The 23588-nt window shown below is 55.4% G+C and carries 21 protein-coding genes and 1 pseudogene; 9 read left to right on the top strand and 13 right to left on the bottom strand.

What is annotated here, in order from left to right; translation table 11 throughout:
• Positions 1-36: 36 nt before the first annotated feature.
• From BOP93_RS22270 to BOP93_RS22250, 4 genes are all read right to left on the bottom strand, one after another.
• Positions 37-1938, bottom strand: coding sequence for an alkaline phosphatase D family protein (locus BOP93_RS22270; RefSeq protein WP_104504681.1), 1902 nt, complete (start codon positions 1936-1938; stop codon positions 37-39).
• A gap of 425 nt (positions 1939-2363) precedes the next feature.
• Positions 2364-4592 (bottom strand): ATP-binding protein, encoded by a 2229-nt coding sequence (locus BOP93_RS22260; protein WP_104504679.1) that lies wholly within the window; start codon positions 4590-4592, stop codon positions 2364-2366.
• A complete protein-coding gene (locus BOP93_RS22255; protein WP_104504678.1) occupies positions 4589-5203 on the bottom strand; it encodes a biliverdin-producing heme oxygenase in 615 nt (204 codons plus the stop codon). The genes BOP93_RS22260 and BOP93_RS22255 overlap by 4 nt, the downstream gene beginning before the upstream one ends.
• A gap of 196 nt (positions 5204-5399) precedes the next feature.
• A complete protein-coding gene (locus BOP93_RS22250; RefSeq protein WP_065885090.1) occupies positions 5400-5780 on the bottom strand; it encodes a response regulator in 381 nt (126 codons plus the stop codon).
• Between the two features lie 174 nt (positions 5781-5954).
• Between BOP93_RS22250 and BOP93_RS22245 the strand changes: the two genes are divergently transcribed.
• Both BOP93_RS22245 and BOP93_RS28345 read left to right on the top strand, forming a co-directional pair.
• Positions 5955-6329, top strand: a complete 375-nt coding sequence (locus BOP93_RS22245) for a c-type cytochrome (RefSeq protein ID WP_104504677.1) — start codon at positions 5955-5957, stop codon at positions 6327-6329.
• A gap of 205 nt (positions 6330-6534) precedes the next feature.
• Positions 6535-6642, top strand: a pseudogene (locus BOP93_RS28345) (LysR family transcriptional regulator); the annotation flags it as partial.
• 111 nt (positions 6643-6753) lie between these two features.
• Here the strand turns inward: BOP93_RS28345 and BOP93_RS22240 are convergent.
• Together BOP93_RS22240 and BOP93_RS22235 are read right to left on the bottom strand one after the other, a co-directional pair.
• Complete coding sequence (locus tag BOP93_RS22240) at positions 6754-7011, bottom strand: colicin E3-like toxin immunity protein (RefSeq protein ID WP_065936612.1); 258 nt, start codon at positions 7009-7011, stop codon at positions 6754-6756.
• 7 nt (positions 7012-7018) lie between these two features.
• Positions 7019-8173, bottom strand: a complete 1155-nt coding sequence (locus BOP93_RS22235) for an S-type pyocin domain-containing protein (protein WP_104504676.1) — start codon at positions 8171-8173, stop codon at positions 7019-7021.
• A 186-nt stretch (positions 8174-8359) separates the two neighbouring features.
• On the opposite strand from BOP93_RS22235, the gene BOP93_RS22230 reads away from it, so the two are divergent.
• Both BOP93_RS22230 and BOP93_RS22225 read left to right on the top strand, forming a co-directional pair.
• Positions 8360-8830: a helix-turn-helix domain-containing protein gene (locus BOP93_RS22230; protein WP_065892392.1), complete on the top strand. Its 471-nt coding sequence runs from the start codon at positions 8360-8362 to the stop codon at positions 8828-8830.
• A complete protein-coding gene (locus tag BOP93_RS22225; protein ID WP_104504675.1) occupies positions 8827-9402 on the top strand; it encodes a PIN domain-containing protein in 576 nt (191 codons plus the stop codon). Before BOP93_RS22230 ends, BOP93_RS22225 begins: the two co-directional genes overlap by 4 nt.
• Before the next feature lie 123 nt (positions 9403-9525).
• On the opposite strand, the gene BOP93_RS22220 is transcribed toward BOP93_RS22225, so the two are convergent.
• The gene (locus BOP93_RS22220; protein ID WP_104504674.1) at positions 9526-9897 is read right to left on the bottom strand and encodes a PH domain-containing protein; all 372 of its coding nucleotides are present in this window, start codon (positions 9895-9897) and stop codon (positions 9526-9528) included.
• A 157-nt stretch (positions 9898-10054) separates the two neighbouring features.
• Between BOP93_RS22220 and BOP93_RS22215 the strand changes: the two genes are divergently transcribed.
• Entirely contained in the window at positions 10055-10690 is a 636-nt protein-coding gene (locus BOP93_RS22215; protein WP_104504673.1) for a LysE family translocator, read from the top strand.
• Between the two features lie 7 nt (positions 10691-10697).
• On the opposite strand, the gene BOP93_RS22210 is transcribed toward BOP93_RS22215, so the two are convergent.
• Positions 10698-11027, bottom strand: coding sequence for a hypothetical protein (locus BOP93_RS22210; RefSeq protein ID WP_104504672.1), 330 nt, complete (start codon positions 11025-11027; stop codon positions 10698-10700).
• Positions 11028-11244: 217 nt separating this feature from the next.
• Between BOP93_RS22210 and BOP93_RS22205 the strand changes: the two genes are divergently transcribed.
• Both BOP93_RS22205 and BOP93_RS22200 read left to right on the top strand, forming a co-directional pair.
• Positions 11245-12141 carry a hypothetical protein gene (locus BOP93_RS22205; protein WP_104504671.1) on the top strand — a complete coding sequence of 299 codons (897 nt, stop codon included), beginning with the start codon at positions 11245-11247 and terminating at the stop codon, positions 12139-12141.
• Positions 12142-12171: 30 nt separating this feature from the next.
• Positions 12172-12456, top strand: coding sequence for a hypothetical protein (locus tag BOP93_RS22200; RefSeq protein ID WP_104504670.1), 285 nt, complete (start codon positions 12172-12174; stop codon positions 12454-12456).
• Positions 12457-12458: 2 nt separating this feature from the next.
• On the opposite strand, the gene BOP93_RS22195 is transcribed toward BOP93_RS22200, so the two are convergent.
• The 4 genes from BOP93_RS22195 to BOP93_RS22180 form a co-directional block, all read right to left on the bottom strand.
• Positions 12459-12929 (bottom strand): hypothetical protein, encoded by a 471-nt coding sequence (locus tag BOP93_RS22195; protein ID WP_104504669.1) that lies wholly within the window; start codon positions 12927-12929, stop codon positions 12459-12461.
• Between the two features lie 75 nt (positions 12930-13004).
• Positions 13005-13379: a cupin domain-containing protein gene (locus tag BOP93_RS22190; RefSeq protein ID WP_104504668.1), complete on the bottom strand. Its 375-nt coding sequence runs from the start codon at positions 13377-13379 to the stop codon at positions 13005-13007.
• A gap of 97 nt (positions 13380-13476) precedes the next feature.
• Complete coding sequence (locus BOP93_RS22185) at positions 13477-13800, bottom strand: hypothetical protein (protein ID WP_104504667.1); 324 nt, start codon at positions 13798-13800, stop codon at positions 13477-13479.
• 51 nt (positions 13801-13851) lie between these two features.
• Entirely contained in the window at positions 13852-16233 is a 2382-nt protein-coding gene (locus BOP93_RS22180; protein WP_104505345.1) for a PAS domain-containing protein, read from the bottom strand.
• 848 nt (positions 16234-17081) lie between these two features.
• Between BOP93_RS22180 and BOP93_RS22175 the strand changes: the two genes are divergently transcribed.
• Positions 17082-17390: a DUF3077 domain-containing protein gene (locus tag BOP93_RS22175; protein WP_104504666.1), complete on the top strand. Its 309-nt coding sequence runs from the start codon at positions 17082-17084 to the stop codon at positions 17388-17390.
• 279 nt (positions 17391-17669) lie between these two features.
• On the opposite strand, the gene BOP93_RS22170 is transcribed toward BOP93_RS22175, so the two are convergent.
• The gene (locus BOP93_RS22170) at positions 17670-18386 is read right to left on the bottom strand and encodes a nucleotide-binding protein (protein WP_104504665.1); all 717 of its coding nucleotides are present in this window, start codon (positions 18384-18386) and stop codon (positions 17670-17672) included.
• Between the two features lie 1256 nt (positions 18387-19642).
• Here BOP93_RS22170 and BOP93_RS22165 point away from each other — a divergent pair.
• On the top strand, positions 19643-23185 hold the full coding sequence (locus BOP93_RS22165) for a hypothetical protein (protein ID WP_104504664.1): 3543 nt from the start codon (positions 19643-19645) through the stop codon (positions 23183-23185).
• Positions 23186-23588: the final 403 nt, after the last annotated feature.

Below are 23588 nucleotides of genomic sequence, written 5' to 3'. Positions count from 1 at the left end.
CGGCCGGTGTGCTTTGAATAGGGCAGATGTATTGTTTCAGGGGCGTGGCGCGGTCATTTTCGTACGCGGCTTGCCATTCGCGTTGTGCTGAAAAATCGCTTCAGGTTGGCCCTTTTCGTTGAAAAACACCTGACCGATTCCCGCGCAATTCCATAAGCGCTCGCCAGCCTCGGCATGTTCCGGGATATGCGGCACCACCTGCATGGTACGGCGCCGGGTAAACCAGTTGAGCGGTGAGCGCGGGGAGTAGAGCCAGCGGTTGAGACGGTCGAACCATTCCAGCAGACGCGGCGGGAACTCGTTCTTGATGCCGCTGCTGGTGATCTGCCAGATCCTGGGACCCGCATTGCGGTGGCGAATCAGCACTTCGTAGACAAACGAATAATGCACGTCCCCCGACAGAATCACGTAATTACCGGGTGTGCGGGAGTGGCGGAAGATATTGAGAATCACCTGGGCGCTGCCGCGATGGGCCATCCAGTTTTCGGCGTCGACCAATAAGGGGTGGCCGCACCAACTGAAGATTTTCTGCACGGTCTCTATCAGCTTCACGCCAAAGATCGGCGCGGGCGAGACGATAATGGCCGACGGATGATCGAGCAGTTCCTGCTGCAGTTCGCTCAAGGCTTCCCAATCCAGCAGGCCGGAGGGTTGCTTGAGGGTGAACTCGCTGCGCCAGCGGCGGGTGCGGGTGTCGAGCACCACCAGCGCGGGGTTGGTGGGGAGTACGTAGTGCCAGTGCTGGAACTTCAACAGCGCTTGCACCAGGTCATCCTGCGCGCTGGCGTCGAGGTGATTGTGATGTGCCGTGGCCGTCAGGGCCTGGGTTTGTTTCACCAGTTCGCCAAACGCCTGCGGTTGGTTGCCCCAGCCCTGGCACAGCATATAGGCAAGCAAGGCATTGCCGATGATGCGTTTGGAGAAGGGGTGGCCGTAGGCGGTTTCCTCCCATTGGGCGCTGAGGTTCCAGTCATCGGTGATGTCGTGATCGTCAAAAATCATCAGGGTCGAAAGGTGGGCAAACACCCGTGCAACGCCCGGCAATCCGTCACGAAACCGATCAATCAGCCCCTGTTCGCGAGCGTAACGCTGCTGTTCTTCAAGGCTCAATTGCGGCGCCTGGGGCGCGATCAGCGTCCAGGGCATGGGAGACCAGGCCAGCAGGTACATCGCCAGGACCTCGGCGAAGCTCACGAGGTGATTGTCTGCGGTGCTGCTGGTGAAAATCGGCTTCTTCACACCGCCGAAAAACCGTTCGCGCAGGGTCTCGTTGCTGTCCAGCGCCGGCAGCAGGTCGGCCCTGTGGTAATAGCTGGCAGGATGCCCGTAGAGGTTGGCGCTGTCGTCTACCACTGCGCCCTCCAAATACTCGTCGAACAACTCCAGGCGTGCAATCAAGGCATGAATGGCCCGCAACATCGGCCCGGCGACGTCATCGGCGTAGATCTGGTCGCCGCTCATCATCAGCAAGGCCGGGCGGTCGGTGGGGAGTGGCGCAGCCGCCAGCAGACGGTCTACGCACAGCAGGCCTTCGTCGGCACGGTGGTGAGGTTTGCGACACGAACCATGCACCAACTGATGCAGGCGGCTGTGCAACACGAAGTTCGCAGTACCGGCTTCAGGGTATAGAAGATGCCCGGCCCACTGCGCAATGCCCTGGGTGTCGATCAGCAGGTCGTAGCCGATAACCACGTCCTGGGGCAGTGCGTGGTCCAGTGCGATATCGATCAGGTGGATAAAAGCGTGACGCCCGGCGGCAACGACTTGGCACTGGCGTTCGTCCAGGCCGATCTCCAGCGTTTCGCCTTGAGGTACATACAGCTTCAACGTCAAGGTCAGGGCGCGGCTTCCCACCAGCCACATGACCAGTCGCCGGGGTTCCAGGCGGCGAAGAAGGGGGCCCGCGATAACGGCGGGCAGGGTGTCGGGTTGAGGCATCAACAATGCCGCTCATGCAGAGTAGAACGGGAAAGCATAACCCCGAGGATGTCAGTGTTTTGTTAACAGCGTGCAACACAGGGCGTAGCACGCCTTGCAAGGGATCAGCGTCGGTTCACACCAGGAAGCCCTGTCCGAGAGGGTCCAGGTTCGATTCTTTTCTTGCTTGTTTCTGGTCTTGTCCCTGTGGGACGGCGTCAACTGGGGGCGTCGGCTGCGCGGGACTGACCGGGGACTGGGCGTTTTGTACAGATTGATGAAGGTTATAGCTGTGAAACGATTGACCGATGATCATGGACATACCTCTTGCTCAGTTGAAGGAGGGTGGCTCGCACCAGGACGCTCTCTGAGTACGCCATGATCAGTGGCGCTGGCCGGGCAGACGTTCCCGGCCATCGGTATCGCAAGATGTCACAGCGTTTATTTCAGATCGGCTTTGGCACCGTAAACCGGAACTCACTCCCTCGGCCCACCTCACTCTCGGCTACGATCCTGCCGCCATGGGCCTGCACGATGCCCTGGGTGATGTACAGCCCCAGGCCGCTGCCGGTGGGGTTGTTTTCGGTCTGGGTCCAGTAGCGGTCAAACACATGGGGCAATTGTTCCGGCGCAATGCCTTCGCCAGAATCCCGCACCGAGAACACGATTTCTTCGCCATTGCTCATGGCACTGATGCCGATATTGCCCTGGCGTGGGGTGAACTTGATGGCATTGCCGATCAGGTTCGACAGGACCTGGAACAGGCGCTCCGGGTCGGCGTTGATCAGCAGGCCGGGCTCGGCGTTGAACGACAGGTCAATGCCTTTCTCCGATGCCAGCGGTGCGAGCAAGGAGTAGGCCTCTTCGAATATCTGGCTGACATCCAGCGCCACCGGCTTGACCACATACCGCCCCGCATCGATTTTCGACGTGTCGAGCAAGTCCTCCAATAGCACATTCATGCGCCCGGCCGCCTGCTGCATGGTATCGATGGCCGAGGAAATCCGCCGTGACGTATGAGGGCCGTCGGAGCTGAACGCCTTTTGCAGCATGCCGCAGAGCATGGAGATCACGGTCATGGGGTTGCGCAGGTCATGGGACACCACCGCCACCAGCTCTTCACGCGCCCGCACGGCTTGTTGTTCGCGCAGCACCTGGCGGGCCAGGTCGTTTTCCAGGGCCGAGCGGCGCAGGTCATTGGCGGCGAACAGGTCGCCATGGCTCCACTTGGTGGAGATGCCGGCCATTTCGACCTTCCAGATTTCAAATGACGTGCGGGGACGAAGGCGCAGGCCGGCGTCGGAATTTTCCAGGTCCAGCGGCTTTTGCGGGTCGCCGCTCCAGTTGATGTTCTCTTTGACTTCCGGGCGGAACCACAGCACACCGTTGTCCACAGGCTTGGGCAGTTGCATGGCCAGGACGCCGCTGGCCAGTGCCTGGAACTCGGCGGCCGGTGGGTATGACGAAACCAGATTGTGGCTGGCGAACACCGGTTCGTCGCGTTCCTGCAGCCATTTGTGCAGCGCACGGATCTGCGCCGGTTCCGGGCAGTTACCGTAGCGGTGCAATTGTTTGTTATCGATGATCGCCACGCCGCCTGCCCGCGTCAGGTCCATCAGCAACTGGCCCTGTTGGGCCAGGCCATCGAACACATTGTCCTCCGAGGCCTTCATCGCTTGATCAAGCAGCGCCAGCGCCTGAAGTTTTTCCTCGCGCTGACGGCTCAGTTCCAAGGCTTCCATGGCGCTGATCTGCAACGACAGCACCTGGCCGATGGTCTGGCAGGCGGTGCGTAACTCGTTCGGCACCAGCAGGGGTTCCCGATTGCCGCAGCTGATCAGGCCCCAGAGCTTGTCGCCGTCCATCAGCGAGATGCTCATGGATGACAGCACGCCCATGTTCTGCATGTACTGGCAGTGGATCGGCGACACACTGCGCAGGGTGGCAAAGCTCAAATCCAGCGGTTCGCCGGTATCTGGCCGCAGCCTGGGCACCAACGGGACTGGCTCGTAGGCCGCATTGGGAATAATCCGTAGCCAGTTGGTGCGATACAGCTCGCGAGCCTGCTCCGGGATGTCGGACGCAGGGAAGAACAGCCCGTTGAAAAGCTCCATAGACGGCGCCGATGCTTCGGCGATCACCTGGCCATGGCCTTCGTCTTCGAAACGGTAGATCAGCACGCGATCGTAACCGGTCATGGCCTGGATTTCATTTACGCTGATTTCGTACAGCGCCTGCAGGGTTTTCGCCGCCTGCAAACGTTGCAGCATCTTGCCCAGGTTACTGGTGCGGCCGTTTAACGCGCGCGGGCGAAAGTCCTTGAGCCGCGGCTCGAACTCCAGTACCAGCACGTCCTGGTGGCGGTGCAGCAAGCCTTCGAAATCCGCACCGTTGAGGGTGACGTGCAACGGTGGCATGTCGAAAAAGGTATTGGTCCGGGCCATGACCTGCACGGCCTGGGCGTGTTCGGTGCCGATCACGCTGTGCAGCGGCTGGCCGAGCAGCGTTTCGGGCGCATGGCCGAACAAGGTGCCGACGTTGGCGCTGACCTGGATGATATTCAGGCCGGGCTCCGACAGGGTCAGCAGCGCACCGTGGGGCTGGATCGCCCCGGGAAAGCGGATGGGCTCGTTGGCACAGTTGGCAAGCAGCTCTTCAAAATCTTCGGTTTTCATAGCAGTACCTCCTGGCTGTCGAGCCATTGCTCAAAGCAGCTGAATGTCGAGCGGGCGGCGTTCACGGCGCATTGTTTTGCGGGCGCGTCCAGCGGCTGGTCGCCCAGGTAAACAAGAAAGTCTTTCCAGCGCCGCCCGGTCTCTACCCCGTAGATGTCGAGAAAGGCGCCGCCGTTGTCGGCATTGACGCCCAGGCGCTGAGCCATTTCACGACGAAGCACCTGGCCACCCAGCGTCGCACCCTCCAGTACATACAGAGCACCGAGGCAGGCGGCGGGGGTGTCGAGCGTTGGCAGTTGCGTGCAATGGGGCAGGGTGTCGATGGCCTGATCATCCAGGCCCAGCGCGTGGAGGTCACTGACCAGTATCGGTGTTTTCACACGCATTGCGGTATCAAGCCCTTCGGGAATCAAGCCGCTGCCGTACAGTGCAGCCTCCATAGGCTGATAAAACCCGAAGTACGCCTGCAGCAGATGCCGGTACCCCTGCGCATCAAGGCGATCGGAGAAAAACGGCAGGCGTTTTTCCAGCGCGGTATGCAGCGAGGCCGTGCCTGTGCGCAACGCTTCCAGCAGTGGGGGCGCATCGACGTCATGGGCCTGAGAATGCATTCAGTAAGCTCGAACTGTGGGCCTCTCGGCCATGAGTGACGCGCGGAAATGGGCGACGATTCTACACAACTCGCAGTCTGTAACTAAACGCGCAAGGCGAAAAGGCTGACTAACGGATCAGAAATGTCGCTCCTTGCGTCATTAATGGACCGATGGTTTCACCGGGAAGTTCGCTCAAGGTGATATCGCGACGCTATCAATGCATAGCCAAACCCTGCTGATTCAGCGCTGTTTGCACGCAGTCAATCAGATGCTGGGTGCTCCAGGGCTTGGGCAGGAATCGCACCGAGCCGCCCAATTGTGCCGCCAGATGGGCGTTGCCGGACGTCAGCACCACCTGCACCGTCGGCCAGCGGTGCGCCACCACCTTGCTCAGGTCAAAGCCATTGAGCAAACCCGGCATTTGAATATCGCTGACAATCAGGTCCACGGGGTCATCGCCCCGTTCCAGATAAATCATCCCGTCGTCCGCTGAAGGGAACGACGTCACCGACGCGCCGAAGTCCTCCAGCACATCCACCATTAACGCCCGAATGATTTCGTCGTCTTCCAATACTAAAATCGATGGCCGAGCCATGATCCTTACTCCACCATCAGGGTTCAGTAGGGTTGAGTGGAGGCTGCAGGCATAGGTTCGATTGGATGTTTTTTAAACGATGGGTGGTCGTTTGGCGATGTGCAGGAACGTGGCTGAGGGCGTTGCTGTGTAAACAGGCATAATTGGCATCAACACTCGACGCGGAGCTGTCCGATGAAGTATGCCTTGTTGACCCTCGCCCTGATGCTGACCACCGGCCAGGCCGCCGCCGCCGGCGATGCGGAAGCGGGCGGCAAGCTCTTCGCCAAGACCTGCGGCGGTTGCCACAGCATTGGCGAAGGCGCCCGTGGCGGTTTTGGGCCGCAACTGAACGGCATCATTGATCGACCTGCCGGTACCACGGCGGACTATCAGTATTCGGAGGCGATGAAGACCTCGGGAGTGGTCTGGACCCGGGACAAACTGGCGGCCTACATTGAAAATCCGAAATCGGTTGTGAAAGGGACGCGGATGATTTTCTGGGGCATCAGTGATCCGGAGAAGATTGAAAATATATTGGCGTATCTTGAGACGTTTCAGCACGAGTGATGGCGTAGAGGGTTGTCGGCGTATGGCTAGCCTTCAGGCGTTACGTTCTCAACCCTGTGGATCCCGAAATCGTGATGGCCGGACGCGTTGATCGTTCCCACGCTCCGCGTGGTAATGCATCCCATGACGCTCTGCTTCACCTGTACGCATTGAATTGTACGACGGGACGCGGAGCGTCCCAGGCGGCATTACCACGCGGAGCGTGGGAACGATCATGCTCATGCTATGGCCCGAACGACTGCACCGGGATCCCGCCCATATGTGGCTGCGCGATCTCATCGCCTCGACATTGGCGGGCACCTGTACGCGTTGATCGTCCCGGTTCGACTGCGCAGCCGTGGCCTGTGAGTTCGACGTTCTTGACCCGCCTTTGCTCAACATTCAACGGTATACGTATCAAATACGCCCATTGATTCTGTTCGTATCAGTCAAGCGTGTCCTCGTGATCGAATGCGATGAAGTAGTCGTTTTCTGAAAGAACTATCTCATGGGAGAAATGTGCCTGTATCACTGATAGCCACTCCCTTTGCAATTCAAACATGCCGTTATTGACGTCTTCGTCTACCGACAATCCGAGCTCAGAAATCACGGAGTAATCGTTTCCTAAGTCCGCCGAATCCTCAGTTCCGATTAGCCACTCTGTGGTTCTGTCGAACCATTCCAATCTCACTTTGAGTCCCATGTAACCCTCACAGATACTTTCTGATGTTTCGTTTCTTTTTTGGCCCTTTTAGCTGCTCGCCGGTTAGATGGTTGAACGCACCGATATGGCTTCCATCACTTGCTAGATAAATTTCCAGCTCGCCGTGTTGGGAATCCCATTCATAGATTTTTCGACCTTTTTCATCTATCCAGCGCTCTCTCAGGCCGGCACCTCCCTGCTTGGGAGTCATGGGTTTTGCTTTTTTCAGTTTTTCAAAGCCAGTAATTTGTCCAGTATTCGGAGCCTTGTGGTACTTGTGATCCCCCGCCTTAAGACTCACCACCACATACAGCGGCCGAACCCCCGACCCCACCGGGAACACCAGAATAAAATCCCGGTACTCCGGCGGATAAACCGGATTCACCAGAATCTGCGCGGCCTTCTCCGTCGGCGGGTAAATCCAGATCACCGGCGCTTGCGGCGCAGCCTCCAAGGCTGGAATTCCCAGCGTGTCACTGGGATCAACCGCAGGTGTCCAGATCAACTCTAGTCCCTCACCCAAATCCGCCACAAACTGCTCGTCGCGGGCTTGGAACTGCACCACATCGATCATCTGCCAACTCGGATGGTTGCCGGTGTAAAAACCATACCCCTTGAGCGTACCGTCCTCGCGTTGTTCGACATGCAAACGCATCTGCGACCGCGCCCGCGCCATCGAGCGCAACTGCTCCTCACTGTAGAGCGCGCTATCACCCATCTCAGACGGCCAGGCCAGCGCCACCAAACCGGCCAACAGGCCACCGGCGACAGACCCGACGGCAGTCGTCGCCGATTCCCACACTGCAGAGCGCAACGCCAACTGCCCCAAGCCGGCGGGCAACGCGCTGCCGCCGATCCTGCGCAAGGCCACCGCGCCTCGTCCGTCCACCTCGCGCCCGCCCAACAGGCTTAAATGGGCGTACTCCTTGACCAACTCCAGCGGGACATAACCTGTGGGGTCGGCGTAGCGGATGAAACCGTCCGGCAGTTGGCAGGGCTTGATAAAGACGCAGCCGACAGGTTTTGCCGGCGTGGGGGCTGGGGCAGGGAAGGGTTCGTATAGATCAATCGCCGGCGAATAGGGGGCCCGCGACGGTTGCGGTGTCAGGATTCGCTGTCTGCGTAGCGCTTCTTCAGTAGGTGGATAAGAACGTTCTGACATGACCGGCTCACTTCCTTGTGCGAGGGAGTGAGCCTACGGGGGGATATTACGGGGCTGGAATTGGCAGTGTTCGACGGTGGGTGTGGGAAAAGTAGACAGTCACTTGAGCGGGTTTCGAATATTGCGATTTTCGTTTGTTTCGTTTAGCTTGAGCTCAATTGAACTATGTGACGACGGAGCAGCATCATGATCACCCCGCACCTCCCTAAAACAATTCCTCCGCTGGAAAAGGAAGTCGAAGCCGCCGTTCAGGGCCAGCGCGAATTGGCCTCATTGCTGTCGACCAAATTCGACACTCAACGCATCGATATCTTCGACAAAGAAGACAAACCCCACTCCCTTGTACTCCCCACATCCGCGCTACGTCTGCTGGTTGATATTTTGGGTGAGCTGGCGCTGGGCAATGCCGTCAAGGTTGTACCCGTCCATGCTGAGTTGACCTCCCAGGAAGCTGCCGACCTGCTCAACGTTTCACGCCCGCACCTGGTGAAGATGCTGGAAGAAGGCGCCATTCCTTTTACGAAGACGGGTCGCCATCGGCGTATCCGGTTTTCAGATTTGATGGCGTTTAAACAGCAGCGCGATGCAGAAAGCCAAGAGGCGATGGAGGCGTTGGTACGGCAGGCTCAGGAGCTAGGTATGGGGTATGACCTATGAGGTGTTCGCCGTTCACTGCGGTATACGATGCTTGTGTTCTTTACCCGGCAGCACTCCGGGATCTGTTGATGTGGCTGGGATTGTCTGGTCTGTATCGAGCGCGATGGACCAGCCAGATCCATGAAGAGTGGAAGCGCAATGTGCTAAAAAATCGCCCCGACCTTACTTCGGAGCAAGTGGATAGCACTTCAACGATGATGGACAAGGCTATACCTGACGGGCTGGTGACAGGGTATGAGGAGTTATGTTCGAGCCTGGATTTGCCCGATCCTGATGATCGTCACGTACTGGCGGCGGCGATTCGTAGTAAGGCGGAGGTCATCGTTACTTTCAACTTGAAAGACTTCCCATCGCATATCTTGGCTGCTTATGACATTGAGCCAATGCACCCGGATGACTTTATCTCGGATCTTTGGGATTTGGATCAGGCAGCAGTACTGGCCGCGGCACAGAAGCAGAGGCGAGCGTTGAAGCGGCCGCCAATGGATACGCAGAGTTATCTGGAGATGTTGATGCGTCAAGGGCTGGTGCAGACAAGTAAGGTGCTTGGGCCTTATGAGGTGATGCTGTAGTTTTAGACTTCATGGGGAGCCGTTCACGAGCAAACCCCCCATTTTTTTGGTCGGGATGCAGTAGCCGAAGTGTATAGGTAGTAAAAAAGACCTTGGCACATCGAGGTCTCTTTAGTCCGCTGATCAAGTCAGCAGATGCTTTGAAATCAACCGTGAAATCTCGACAATCGAAGTCTTTCCGGTAAATTCAAACTTCACCTTGCCCAACGATGAAAAGTAAATCTCCAGCTCCGAATCCAGATCGAACGTACCCGACGTCTCCACCGAATACGCCACGATGTTCTTGTACGGCAGCGACGTGAAGTCCTTCTTGCTGCCGGTGATTCCCTGAACATTCACCGCAATGATGCGCTGGGTGGTGAACACCACTCCGTCGCGCATGGCCTTGTACGCGTCGACCACTTCCTCGCCGTCCAGCAGCAATGACGCCACGCGTTCGGCGTACTCGTTGTTTTGTTTGAGTTTGAAGAAGCCTTTGTTGTTGAAGTCGATCATGTGCCTGCCCTTGGGTGAATGCTCTGGTTGGTGTATGACGTTTTGATCACGGATCTGTATCTAACGCGCGCATTTTGAACGCTCTACCATGGCGTCCAACGCTACAACGTTGACCAAATGTTTCGCGTCGACGGAACAACCGCCAGGGAGCCCGACCATGCCTGAACTGTCCAGCTGGCTTGCCTATGCGCTGATATCCCTCGGCATGGTGCTGACGCCCGGTCCGAACATGATTTACCTCATTTCACGGTCGATCTGCCAGGGACGCACCGCCGGGTTTATTTCCCTTGGCGGCGTGGCGTTGGGGTTTCTGGTGTATATGCTGTGCGCGGCCCTGGGAATTACCGCATTGGTGATGGCGGTGCCCTTTGCCTACGACGCGCTCCGCTTTGGCGGGGCGCTGTACCTGGCTTATCTGGCCTGGCAGGCGGTCAAGCCGGGTGGGCGTTCGCCGTTTCAGGTGCAAAGCCTGCCCCAGGACAGCCCGCGCAAACTGTTCACCATGGGCCTGGTGACCAACCTGCTGAACCCCAAGGTAGCGGTGATGTATTTATCGCTGTTGCCCCAGTTCATCGACCCGAACGGCCATGGCAGTGTGCTGATGCAATCCCTGGTGCTGGGCTTCACGCAGATTCTCATCAGCGTCAGCGTCAATGCGGTGATTGCCACGCTGGCGGGGTCCATCGCCGTGTTTTTCGTCACCCGGCCGGGGTGGCAGGTGGTGCAGCGTTGGCTAATGGGGACGGTGTTGATGGGGCTGGCGGTGCGGATGGTGGTGGAAGGGCGGCGCTAGTCGCAGGTTACAGAATGGCTTTCAGGTAATCCTTGAGTGCGTCGAGCGGGGCATTGAGGGCTTCCAGTGTCGGCGCCTGACGCATGTCCAGCGCAAGCCGTTGCAGCTCGCGCCCCATCACGGTCGTGGCGCCGCCCAGTGATTCGAGCGCTGAGGTCAGGCACTCATCAAGCTTAAACTGAATCCCCGCCATATCCCCCTGGCGCACCAACAACCCAAACACCTCGCGGTCATACGCCTCCATCACCGGATCATCGCGCAAAACCGGACTGCCGCCGTCCGTCTCGTGCACCAGCTTCAGTGCAAAGAGCGCAACCGCTTCCAGCGTCAATTCCATGGTTTTGGTTCCTGGGGCTTTGGGGAGGGCGATGATCACTGTTCTGCGTGGGAAAAAAAAGACCCCATAGTGTGAACCGGTTGGCTTGCGCAGCCGTTCTGTGCTCTGGCCAAGGAACGATATTAATTAGCCATGTTCCAACTCGCCGTGCCAAGTGCACCCGGTCACCAGAAGGATAGGGTGCAAGATCTAACCCACTACAAGGACGCCAATACCCATGCAGTCATCCCCCACCCAAGCGCCATCCGCCACTGGCGAACTGATCGCCAGTTTTCGCCACGGCAAGGGTTTCCTGATCTTCAGTTTGATATTTGGCGTCGCGTTGCTGGGGCTCGCAGTGTTTGTGCTGTACCTGGGCACCATCCTGCCGGCGGGTAGTAACGGCCCCGTCGTCGGCCAGACTTCGCGCGGCCTGTCATTCAGTTTCAGCAGCCCCCAAACCGTAATCTACTTCACCAGCGCCTTGCTCACCGTTCTCGCATTGGGCGTGTTTGCCGGTTACGCCTGGCACAGAAAACTGCGCGCGCCGCGTTACAACGTTTATGAACACGGCATCGAGCGCTTCATCAACGACCAGCACGACTACACCGCCTTTACCGACATCGAAGACCTGTACCTGTTCGGCTCCGGGCAAACCGTGATGACCGGCATGATCACCAACCTGGCCTATCGCCGTAACGCGTCGGAGCCTTTTCACCGAGTGATTGAAACCCTCAAGGGCTTTTACCAATTCCAGCAATTGGTGCGCGAGCTGCATGTACGCGCACGCATGCCGGCGGTGATTGCGACGCTGGAAACGGGTGGAGCGGTGACGTTCAACTGCATCAGCTCGGGGCAGGTCTGGGGCAAGCGCATGAGCGGCAACTTCCTGAAAATCACCACCTCGCCGATTGTGGTCAGCCGCGCATTCCTGCAATACCAGGGCCGCACAGTGCCGATGTCTTCGCTGCGCACCGTGGACCTCAACGCCTGGACCGAAAAAGTGGTGATCAAGGACGAGAGCGGCACAGCTGTCTTGTCGACCATCGCCACCGGCATCCTGAGCCACGACCTGTTCCTCAACACCCTTGATGCGGTATTGGCGGTCGAAGAACAAACCCGCGAGCTGGCGTGAGCCGGCAGCGTTAAGGATGAGGACTGAACGATGATTTATCGCGGTGCAGGCTGGCTCACCTTGTTTACACCCGTGGCGATGGTGCTGCTGTTAATGTGGCTGTGGCCGGATCCGAGCGTCAAGCCCGGCAATACCTCGCTTATGCAAGTGTTGATCGGGTTCGGGATGGGCTCGGCGATCAATGTTGTGCTGGGCTTCGTGTTGAATCGAAAGGTTCACGCCGACGGCGTGCGTCATCACTTCTTTTTCATGCCCATGCAATGGCCGGCACTAGCGATCACGCTGGTGTGCGCGCTGATCGCCCTGTTGAAATAAGCTTACCGACCGCTCGGCAAGGGCGGTCGGGTTTCGACTTGTTCGAGGCTTATACGATACGTGGTGTAAGTGTCGCCATCCCTGAGGTAAAGGTCGCTGTGATAACGGCTGACGGCGCCTTTGAGTTTGATGTGCAGGCCGTTGGCGACGCGCTGGATGACCACGTCTTTCAAGTCGGTGTCCGAGACCAGGAACGGCGGGGTTTTGCCGAGGTACACCTTCATGGTTGCGTCTGTCGATTCACGGTAATCCATATAGAACCTCAGCGTCTTGGGTTCCGAGCGATCCCTGGCTTCCTCGACGATATAAAGCCATTCCCCCGGTATGAAGTTTTGCTTCAGGACTATTTGCGGGGGAAGCTCGGGTTTGTGCACATAGGCATAAATGAGAAACCCCGCAAGGCAGAGCGCGAAGATGATTGCCAGGTACTTTTTAAGCCTGAGCTTGAGGGCTTGCCATTGGGTTTTATTCATAAGCTTCAATGTTAGGGGGAGACGGTGTCATTGCGGTGCGTTGATGATAATCGTGTCCAGACCCAAAGGCAGTGTTCAAATCCACTGATCATTCAAGGCAGTTCGGTCCCCCCCTTCATGACCGGTGTTCAAGATGCCCCGTGGCTCGATCATCATCAGCTTGGCTTCGCCTTCGGCGGCCGTGCGGTGCTCTACGCCGCGAGGGACCACGTAGAGCTCGCCTGGTGCCACATAGACCGGGCCGTCGCCAAGGTCGATACGCAGCGTGCCTTCCAGCACCAGGAAGGCCTCGTCGGTTTCAGGATGGGCGTGCCAGATGAATTCGCCTTCGATGCGCACTACCTTGAATTGGTAGTTGTTCATTTCGGCGACGACGCGCGGGCTCCATTGTTGGTCGATGAGGGCGGCTTTTTGGATGAGGTTTATGGGGGCGGTGGGGGGCTGAACCATGACGGACACTCGGGTAGGTGAGGAAAGTCAGGTTAGCCAGAAGCATGGCGCAGGGCTTGAACGATCATGCAATAGGCGTCATCGCGCGGCTCTGAATTCAAGCCCGCCGCACTTTGCCGGCGAGCCAGGATAGCGCTATCGCCGGAATCGAAAGAAAAGCCGCATACAGGATACCGACACCCAGCAACGGGGAAGCACCCGAGGTAACCAACATCACCGGGATCTGAGCAAGCATTACGACGGCGCCTGCGGACCACTGGGCGCTTTTCAACAGGGCTCCAAGAATCACCGACAGAGCAAGCGCGGCGGGATAGATGAGGGTCCAATAACTGGCCAGGTCCCATGGCTCTTTAGTCCCCGTAACTGCTGAAACAACAGCCCAAAAAAATAGGGAAACAACACAGGTAGCGGTGAATGCCATGATTCTCCTGTTTCACTTTGTCCAAAGACCGTTGGACGCAATCGAAATTTATTATGATCGCAGTGAAGCTCTGCGCTTCACCACGTTGGCAAGCAAACTGGAAAGCGATTCGATTGAGTAAGGTTTCGGCAATAGCTCGAACCGCTGACCACCCGCTTCAATTTTGGCGAACTCGGAGCTGTAGCCTGTGGTGAGGACCACGGGCAACCATGGATAAAGTACTTCGATAAGTTCGAACAACTCGATCCCGCTCATGCCGGGCATCGTGATATCTGAGAAGACGACATGAAAATTTTCCGGATTAGGTGAGAGCGCGATAAGCGCTTCCTGCCCGCCAGATACCCAGTGGACGGTATAACCCAGCTGCTGCAGAGTATCAGAAGTAAAAGTCCCGATATCTTCATTGTCCTCTACAACCAGCACTGCATATCCCTCGCCGCACTCCGTAACTGCAGGTGCGGCATCAATGGTCTTTTGCACGAATGCCTCGACCCGTGGCAGATATAGAGTAAACGTGCTGCCAACACCCTCACAGCTACTGACCAGGACCTCTCCGCCTGATTGCTTTGCAAACCCGAAGACTTGAGAGAGACCGAGCCCAGTGCCCTGCCCAACACCTTTGGTTGTATAGAACGGCTCAAAGATGCGCTCTAATTTGTCTGCAGAAATTCCTGTGCCGGTATCAGATATGGAAACAGTTACGAAATTTCCAGGACGCTCGGGGTGTGAGCGCACTGCGGGGAGCGATGTATTCTTATTAACGTTGATTGAAAGCTCTCCCACACCGCCCATTGCGTCCCGGGCGTTAACGAGCATGTTTACCAGCGCGGTCTCGAACTGGCTTACATCGGCATTGATAAAACACGGCTCATCACAGATATCGATGGTCACACTGATCCGTGACCCAGTGAGTGTGTCCATCATCTCGCCTATTCGCACAACACTCTCGCCAGCGTTAAAGATTTCCGGTTGCAGCTTTTGTCGTCGTGCAAATGCCAACAACTGGCTCGTCAACCGCGCCGCGCGCTCTACCGTACTTGAAATCGCTTTGATGTATTTATCGCGGCGATCTTCTGATAGGACTGGGCTGCTGAGAAGATCTGTACAGGACTTGATAACCGTCAGTAGATTATTGAAATCGTGGGCGACACCACCCGTGAGCTGCCCAATAGCTTCCAGCTTTTGCGATTGCCGCAGCGCCTCCTCTGAAAGCTTCAATGCCTCGTTGGCATCTTCCTCCGCTTGAGTATCCCGGCCAACCGCGTGGATAAAGTCTTTATCCGGCACAGCCGTCCAGGAGATGGTGCGATATGAGTTATCCGAATGCCGGTAGCGATTCTTGAAAGTAGGGAAATGCTCCCCTCGTTTCAGATCGGTCATCGCATCAATCGTCCGCTCCAAGTCATCAGGGTGAACGAAGTCAAGAAACTGGCTATTTATGAGATGTTCTTCAGGCCATCCCAACGTTTTACTCCACGCAGGGTTGACCGCCGAGATTTTCCCATCGAAATGAGCGACCAGCATGAGGTCTGCGGAAAGCCGCCAAATGCGATCTCGGTCCTGGGTTTTCTCGACAACTTGCTGCTCCAACGACTCGTTGAGTTTGGCCAATGCATTCTGGGCATCACGCAGGGCCGTCATGTCGCGAGAAACGCTAAGGATTTTTTCAGGTTTCCCATCCGAGCCAAAAATAGGACTGACTTGAACGTGCCACCATTTCAGCGTCCCACCCATGGTGAAAGCAGATCCCATAAAGCTGGCACTCTTACCTTCGCGAGCAGATTGCACGGCAGCCTTGGCATCCACGTTTCCCTGATCCTGCCAGAAGTCAGGCCATGGACAGCCGCGTATTTCGTTGAAATCGCTGACCTCCATGATCTCTTTACCCAACTCGCTCATGAACGTCAGGCGCGCGTCCAGATCCAGTACCTTGATGCAGTCGTTTATGCTCGCGAGAACACGGTCGGTGAACGCCTCGTTCTCCTCCAGTTTCAGTGCTCCGTGCACCTGCGTCGTGGTTTCGTGGACACGGCAGAACATTCCCTCAGGCTTTCCAGTATCCCCATGCAGTGGCGAAAACGAGAATGACCAGAAAGTCAGCTCGGTCACGCCCTCTCGAACAAGTGTAATCGGATGGTTTTCAAAGCGGCTTGCCTGCCCCTGAAGCGCGCTTTGCGCAATGGTGCGTACTTGCTCCCATGCTTGCCCCCAAACCAAATGAATCGGCGCGCCCAAGGCAGCTTCTGGCGCGCATGGGAGATTGATGAGGTAAGCGTCATTGAAGAACAGTTGTAACGCGTCTCCCCACACGAGGTACATGCTCTCGGGTGAGTTCAACATCAGACTGAGTGAGCTTTTGAGCGCCATAGGCCAAGATTCTCTGGCCCCCAGAGGGGTTGCAGACCAATCCGTTTCGCGTATGAGGCGCCCCATATCTCCGCCGCCGGCAGGGAGGTCAAACGAAACCATGTACTTGAAAGCTCCCTCGGCCAAAAGGTGGCCAATACGCTGCGAGAATAAGAGCGGGCATGATGTCATTTATGCCCGCAGCACAGCCATCTATAAAAAGACCTGGAGGTGCCTTCGGTCGGGTTTGGAGTCAGGCTCTGGTGCTGTGTTCAATGTAATGCTTGAAGTGAATAGTCCCAGGATTTATGACGTCGCCGAGTGAGCGTTTCTGGCCGGTTGCTGCCGGGCGCGAGCGGCAACTCTCAGTTGTTGTTGGCGACCCGAACTATGTGCATACACTGAAACTCTCCGAGAAAGGTAAGATGACGGCCCATCGTAGCTGCGGCTTTGATCATCGAACGTTCCATCCTCGGTTGCGTTGGCTTCCGAGGTATTCACTAAAATCGTGGTGCAGACTAAGGCGATCATCGACGCCGAAAAAGTTGGCGCCGGAGGGGAATTAGAACTTGCTACTGTGGCTGAAAGGTCTAGTGGAATCAGGGGGAGATTACATTTGAAATAATGGTTGTTTGACCTCTGTTTTATTTGCTTCGCTGTGAGATGCGTAACACGGGGGTAAATCACAAATCTTTTTCCGCCCCAACTCTTACCTTACTCCGGCATTTCTACCGGAAACCTTTCGCCACAGATCCAGCCTTCCAGCCCCAACCCCTCCTGCGCTACCTTCCACCGTCGCTTCCAATCCAGCGACCGGACCTGATAATCCGAAAACAATAGGCTCACTTACTTAGGAGCTTATCAATGAGCGTTTCTGATAAATCGTACCCCCGCAATTCCTCAACCCACACCTCCACCCACTTGGGAGGTGCCCAATGATCAACCCACCCCTCAACAAAACCCTCGGCGTCATCACCTTTTCCACCTGCGGCAAACAGCCCAACCTCCACCGCCTATTCCGCGTCAATTCCGGCGTCCCCATCCGTGAAGCCTTGGAACACGCCTCCGAGCTTCTCCACTGTTCAAAAATGCTGGCATTGGATGCAGCGATGGATAACAGCGCAGATCGCTATGCCTGGGCAGCACATTATTTGGGCGAGATGGCGAAGGCGGTGGTGGATGATTTGGCGAACGGGATGTTGCCGAATGGGGTGACGGAGGAGGGGGATTCGGTTGGGGTGTAGGCAGGTGGTTTGAGGGTGTTGGGGCTGGCGCAATCGCAGGCAAGCCAGCTCCCACATTTGGATCGTGTTTCAGGTCGGTAATGGGCGGCAAGCAATGAATCAGCTGTCGCCACTTTTCTACAGACGAAAAAAAAGACCTTGAATTTCAAGGTCTTTTTTTAAGATGGTGCCCGAGGGAGACTCGAGCGTTCCATATACTACGTGGCTTGCATTAGAGTTACATGCTAAGGGATACACGTAGGGATACACGATGCTGAGTGTTGTTTTCAATGCCATCTGTCAGCATTTGGCATTCAGCTTCAGAATGAGAGCATCAAACGCATCTTTATCTATTCCGCGGATTATCCACTTTTTTAGAGTGCCATTCCATTTAGCTCCGGCCTTCTTCAGTTCAGCCTTATGAACCATAGAACTTCCGTTGACTACGTGTCCTTTTCCATATGCCTCTAGCGTTAATGGTACATATGCTTCCTCGACAGGTGCCTGTTCCTCCGATGTGAGCTCAATACTCGGCGAGGTCTCCGGCACGGCGTCTTGGAAGGATTTCAACTCGAGCAGCTTCGCCCTTATCTGCATGCATACAGGATTTGTAGCTGCGAGCCAGTTTTTGTCCCGGCGTCCAGATTCATATTGCCCAGGAGTAATGCCCATAAGGTCAGTCGGTAAGCGGAGGTCACCTGTAACATCGGGAGTGATGAAGAAGCACCGCTCGATACCTAAGCGCCCCACGAACAAACCTAATTCGAAGATTACATTGTCCCTTACTATCGGGTTCTCATTGCCCCGCATTACTGAAAGATCGTCGGGGCTAAAAACAAAAACACCGAAGTCTGATTCCCGCAAGGTTTTTATCAAGCTGTAAATGGTGCTGCCGGAAATTTGGAAAACGCCATTGGCCCACACGGTGCATTCCGCATCACGTGTAAGATTCGAATGAATGGCGTTAGCGATATCTAGGCCCTCGCGCGAAGACCCGATAAATATTTTAGGCTTCATTTTCTCTCCCTGAATCCATGATTAAGTAAAGCTTCCGATGACACCGGTCATAACCGAGCCTGCCAACGCTACTAATTTGCCATCACGGCGTCTACCTTTACCTGGTTTCGCGGTTTTGCTACAGGGGCGTGCTGTCGCAAGCGTGGGAGGGACCCTACAGAGAAATGTCTGGCACGGGGCATGAAACCCGCGGGATCGTGGTAGCGGCAACCACACCAGCTTACTGAAATTTCAATGTTGAAATTGAAAGGATCTTGAAGAAAAAAGGGCATCGTTACCGTATTGGTAACGGTACTCGCAGATGGCTGAAAGGGTAGGGCATATGCACTGGTGAACTGGAGTTCACCAGGTTCACCTGTTCACTAAGCTGGGTGCCCTTCCGCTAACACGATCCGGCGGGTTTCATGCCCCGTCCCTTCAAGAATGCGTCAGGGGCTCCACTATCGAACCAAAGCCAAGATCATGACCCATCTCGCTTCGCTGGAGGAGCATTCCTAATGGGGCTAGGGGGATACCTTAATAAACCGTGTTACGCGCGTTACGCGTGTTACATTTTTCTGTAAGTATATAATTTTAAATGATTTATCTAGTGTTACGCGGCTGTGACTGGTTTGCCGATATGCGTGTTACATGGCAAATAGGTGTTACATCAATGAATGTTCTATGAGGAGCGGTTTGTGATGGCTAAGGCAGGCGTCATCGAGCTGGGGTCTTTCGTTTAGAGGAGCCATGCTACTCTAACCATGGTCATGCTATTCCGCGTAGGCGATCAGTGGTGAAAGCCTGTAACGCATGCCTCATGATCAGAGCTCTATGCTTATTGATCAGATAGTTACTCACGGCGAATCGCTATCCGAATTGTAACATTCCCTCTCAGCTCCCGTGACCGAGGGCAGCTTTTCCTGGCGACGCCGTGATTTTTTACGATGTTTTTATTCCATAAATGGGCCGTAAATTAGACTTTCCCCAATCATGAATCGATTGGGATGAGGGAGCTCCATTTTCTGAGGTGAAGTATGCGGGTTACAGCCTCCCATATCGTCAACTGGGCAAGTACTCAGGCCAAGGAAGCGCAAACTGATCTACCGCGCTGGGTGAGGCGGCTTTGCTTCGACCCCGAAACGACCCGCCAACTTTCATTCCCTGCGGGTGACTCCACCTATGTGCCTGGCTGGGACGGTATTCTTTTCAGTGAGAGGGGGAATGCCTGGGTGCCGTCAGGAGCATCCCGCTGGGAAATCGGATGCGATCAAAATGTGCTTGGTAAAGCTAACGGCGACTACCAAAAACGGACAGAACAAATAAGCGAGGCAGAACGCTCAGCATGTACCTTTGTCTTTGTCACTCCTCGGCGCTGGGCGAAGAAGCTCGACTGGGTAGCGGAACAGTGCAACAAAGACGAATGGGCGGATGTCCGGGCCTATGATGCAGACGACCTGGAGCAGTGGCTCGAGCAAAAACCGGCAGTGGCTTTGCAGTTTGCCGAAGAGCTGGGTTTAAGTGGCTGGGGTGTTGTAAGCCTAGCCCGTTACTGGGATTCGTGGGCGCGGCAATGCAGACCGCCCATCACTCCCGAAGCTCTATTCATGGACCGTACTCAGGTGTTTGAGGCTCTGGGTGAAAAAATCCAGACGACAAATACCTCGTCGAGCTCGGCTCATCCGTTAGTTATACGTGCTGACAGCGTGGAAGAAGCCGTAGCCTTTACGGTGGCGATGGTAATGGCCTCCCGTGACCTGCAAGACCATGCCATGGTTGTGACCGAGCCTCAGGGATGGCGCTATGTGGAAGCGAATCCGCAACTGCGGATTGCCATCGCGGCAAGAACTGAAACGGCCCTTAATCCGATATTGCGCGAAAAATTACGTGTGATCGTGCCCCACGCCACAGGTGATTTGGTCGGTAAACCTGAGGGTGATGAACTGGTATTGGAGCGACCGAACATCTATGAGTTCGAGAAAGCCCTCATTGCTATCGGTATGGAAGAGTCCGATGCCAAACGTTATGCCCTAAGCACTGGACGCTCTTGGACCGTACTTCGCCGGCAAAGAGCCTTAAACCCTGCTATCCAGCAGCCCCCTTGGTTGTTTACCCCACAATCAGCCAGCCTGCCTCTGCTTTGTCTGCTTGGAGCTTGGTCTGCAGACACAGCTGCGGATCGACAAGTAGTCGAGCGAATGGCTGCTCGACCCTATGAAGAAATCGAGCGCGATTTACGCCAGCTAGCCCAACTTGACGATGCCCCAGTGCTGAATATCGGCGCGGTATGGAAAGCTAAATCGCCATTGGAGCTGCTGGACCAATGTGGAAACCGAATCACCAGCGGCCAACTGGATCGTTTTTTCGCCATTGCTCGGGAGATGCTCTCGACACCTGATCCTCAGCTGGAATTACTAGAAGACGATCGGTGGATGGCACAAGTCCATGGCAAGGTTCATCCCCATTCGGGACTGCTGTTTGAGTCGATCTGCGACTCACTTATGAAACTGGCTGTGCGTGGCTCAGAACAAGTGGGACTCAAAGCACTAGACATAGAAGAGCGCGTATCAAGGTTGATCCATGAGTTGCTCGATAAGGCAGATGGCCAACGCTGGCTTTCGTTGGCCTCTTATTTGCCCACCCTAGCAGAGGCCGCGCCAGATGACTTTCTTCGTGTTGTAGAGAGCAGTTTACGGATGCCGGATGCACCGGTGACAAGGCTTATTTCCGAAAACAGTGATTCTGGTTTTGGGGGGCGCTGCTGGCACTCCGGCTTGCTTTGGGCATTGGAAACCCTCAGTTGGGCTCCGCGACGCTTGGCCCCAGTAGCCCTCATCCTAGCCCAGCTCAGCCATGTTCCCATGAGAGGCAACTGGGGCAATAAGCCTAGCGGGAGTTTGTTCGGCCTTTTTCGCTCCTGGCTGCCACAGACCGCAGCTAGCTTGCCGGAGCGTATCAAAGTGCTCAACTTACTGATTGATAGGGATGCTGAAGCCGCTTTTCGTGTATTGAGACAGATTGCAGCAGGCGGCCAACAGGCGGCCTTCCCTGCCCACCGACCAAAGTGGCGTGAAGACGATGCTGGGGCCGGCCGTGGCGTTACCTACGATGAAATGCATGAAATGTTGGATTTCGCCAGGGGAAAGCTTCTCCAACTGAGTGAAGGCAATGCTCCTCGAATCGTCTCTTTGCTGCAAAAAACCACACTTAGAGATATAGAGGAGCTACCCAGGGTGCTGGCACTGATTGAGCCCTTCACCCTGGCAACTGCGAAAGATGAAGATCGGGAAATAATTCGAATTGCGCTACGACAGATTATTCATTGGCATCGTAATTACGACGACGCACCAGCTAACGAGCTGGATGAATGGTTGTCGCCCGCAGAGGCATCCTACGAGCTGCTTGCCCCACGGGGCTTAGTGACTCGCCATCGCTGGCTTTTCGACAGCCATTGGCTAGAGCTACCTAGCCGAGATCGTGATGACGACTCTTGGGAGCGCGGTAATGCCATAACTCAAAAGAGAATTTCGGCATTGACCGAAATTTATCAAGCTCAATGCATGGTCGGTATTGAGAACCTAATCAGGGTGTGCGCTGAGCCCAGTACTGTCGGGGCCACATTGGCTCGGGTTGTTTGGGACGATATTTTCTGGCCTGAGTGGATTACTACGAAGGGTGAGGACTTCTCCGCTGGTATGCCTATGAGTCTGTGTATTGCAGGGTTCCTTCAGACACTCCCTGCACCAGTTTCGGGCGAGCTTCTTCAAGCGGTTATTGGACTAAGTAAACAGGACGCAGGACGACCTGAAAAACTGGCCCGGGTCTTGGCTTTGGCGACACCAAATCAGGAGACCTGGCAACTGGTCGAGGCATGTGGCCCTGAAGTTTCTGCAGCTTATTGGCATGGCGTGCGACTGTATACCCGAGGTGACAACAAGGAACTGAAGTTTGTATTGAAGCGCCTCTTGATGGCTAAACGACCACTGAGCGCGCTTCAATACTGCCAATACTCTCTCGAACACACCGACCCTACCCAGCTCTTTTCAGCTCTTCAGCAGCTGCTACATGGAGAGGTAGAAGATGGCTTGCAACTGGAGTCTTGGCACCTAGAGAAAATGTTAGGACGGCTTGAGGAGTCTGGTGAGATTGACAGGATGGCACTAATACAGCTCGAGTTCGGATTGTTTCCGTTCCTACGATACGGACGAGAAGTTAAGGCCAATGCCTTGTACGAAGGAATTATGTCAGAGCCAGAACTCTTCAAAGAGTTAATTTGTTTATTGTACAAACCAGAGCATGGAGACAGAGAAGAGCCGACTGAAGCATCTAAAGCGACTGCAGAACGTGCATGGAGCATTCTGCACTGTTGCAAGCGCCTACCAGGGACTCAACCTGATGAAAGTATTAATGGGGATATTTTTTACAAGTTCATCAAAGAAGTACGTGACTTATGCCGCGTTGCTGATCGACCAACCATGTGTGATCAAACTCTGGGACAAATCCTTGCTCATGCCCCCGCAGATGAAGATGGTACTTGGCCTTTTGCTCCCGTAAGAGAGCTACTCGATAGTCCTGATCTAGAGGAAATGAGGCGCGGATTCTGCATTGGCACATCGAATAAGCGGGGAGCCACCAGCCGATCACCCTGGGATGGGGGCGATCAAGAGCGAACGTTGGCAACGTACTTCCGTGATCAGGCGAGGCGAATTCAATACTCTCATCCCGTTGTAGCAACAATGTTGGAGGGAATTGCTAAAAGCTACGAGCACCATGGGAAACGTGAAGATATAGAAGCCAATCTCAGAAAGGAGAGTTTCTAGCAGCCCTGCGAATCGTCCCAGATTTCGTAGATACCCCAAACCATAGAGGCCATGACTCGTGAACTCCCGCTTCGGCCCGATTGCTGCCTCTCGTTAAGGGCTGCAATCGGTCAAAAGCGGACGGTCGACATAGCCGTGGCATTATGGTATTGCAGCGGGTAGAAAATTTATTTTTCACGTTTAACGGCTTTTAAGATCGATTGCATCCTATCTGGAGGGGCTGCAACCAGCCTATAAAGAGATGTTCTACCAATGACTGTTGAGACACGGTATTCCAAAGGTAAGTCTCTCAGAAACAAATATCAGTAACCACCCAAATGAGATATGCGAAATGGGCCTCTCAGAATTCAATAGTTCTATATCTCAATTTTGCATAGAGATTTATAAAGCGTTCAATAATTTA

The organism is Pseudomonas orientalis (assembly GCF_002934065.1).
Taxonomy (GTDB): domain Bacteria; phylum Pseudomonadota; class Gammaproteobacteria; order Pseudomonadales; family Pseudomonadaceae; genus Aquipseudomonas; species Aquipseudomonas orientalis_A.
Note: the sequence above shows the minus strand (reverse complement) of the source record. Positions and strands in the feature narration are given on the sequence as shown.